Annotated in this window: 1 protein-coding gene; it reads right to left on the bottom strand. The window is 57.5% G+C overall.

What is annotated here, in order from left to right:
- Nucleotides 1–8: 8 nt before the first annotated feature.
- Nucleotides 9–1171 (bottom strand): IS3 family transposase gene (locus PMI22_RS30405; protein ID WP_085984694.1). Its coding sequence is split into 2 segments (ribosomal slippage): nucleotides 9–916 and nucleotides 916–1171, totalling 1164 coding nucleotides; the frame shifts between segments, so codons are not numbered across the junction.
- Between the last annotated feature and the right edge of the window lie 64 nt (nucleotides 1172–1235).

Raw genomic sequence — 1235 nt, 5'->3', positions numbered from 1 at the left:
TGTAGTGGTCAACTAATCCCGGACACGACGTTAAGTTTTTCTTCGGCCCGAGCTGGCGCCAGCCCACCGTTGAATTGATGGGGTCGAATCCAGTTGTACCGATGCATCAAAAATTGGCTGATATCGCGCTGGGCTTCTTGAGCCGTTCTGTAACCCAGAGTCGGCACCCATTCGGTTTTCAAGCTGCGGAACACGCGTTCCATTGGCGCGTTGTCCCAGCAATTTCCCCGGCGACTCATGCTCTGGCGCATGCGATAGCGCCATAGCCGCTGGCGAAATAAACGACTCGCATACTGCGACCCTTGATCCGAGTGAAACAACAGGCCTTGAGGCCTTCCTCGTTGCTCGTAAGCCATGTCCAGCGCCTTGATAACCAGATCGGCGTCCGGCTTTTCCGACAACGCCCAGCCCACCACCCGGCGCGCGCAAAGGTCCAGCACGACCGCCAGGTAATGCCATTTCCCCTGGGCCCAAATGTAGGTGATGTCGCCGCACCACACTCGGTTGGGGGCTGGGACATCGAACTCGCGGTTCAAGGTGTTCGGGATATCGAGTCGTTCTACCGTCGCTCTTTTGTAGGCATGCGATCCGGGTTGCTTACTGACTAAATCAAGCTCGCGCATCAAGCTGCGCACTTTGAATCGACCGAGCTGCTCACCGTCCTCGCGCATCAGCGACAGGATGCTGCGGCTGCCCGCTGCACTACGACTTTGCGTGAACAACTCGCTCACCCGACTGCGTAACCGAAGCCGTTCGACATCTGGCGTGCGGCGCCGAAGGCGCTGGGCGTAGTAGCACGAACGGGGGACTTCAAACACCTTGCACAGCCAATCAGTCGGCTCATGGACGCTCAGCTGATTGATCAGCGCGTACGCTCGTGATCTTCCGACATCAAGAGCGCGGTAGCCTTTTTTAATATCGATTTTTCCCGTTCAAGGCGGGCGATCCGGGCTTCCAGCTCCTGGATTTTCTGCTGTTCCGGGGTCAGCGCTTTGCTCTGTGGAGTGACGCCTTGGCGCTCCTGCTGAACCTGATCGACCCAGCGGCGCAGGGCTGACTCGCCGACGCCGAGTGAACGACTGGCTTCGATGTAGCTGTAGTTTTGCTTGAGCACGAGGTCGGCAGCCTCGCGTTTGAATTCAGCAGAAAAGGAACGGCGTTGTTTGGTCATCTGACACCTCGATCTGGCGAGCATTCTCGCCTAAATGGGTGTCCGGTTTCATTAGACCACTACA

The sequence above is a fragment of the Pseudomonas sp. GM21 genome, from assembly GCF_000282215.1.
Lineage (GTDB): Bacteria > Pseudomonadota > Gammaproteobacteria > Pseudomonadales > Pseudomonadaceae > Aquipseudomonas.
Note: the sequence above shows the minus strand (reverse complement) of the source record. Positions and strands in the feature narration are given on the sequence as shown.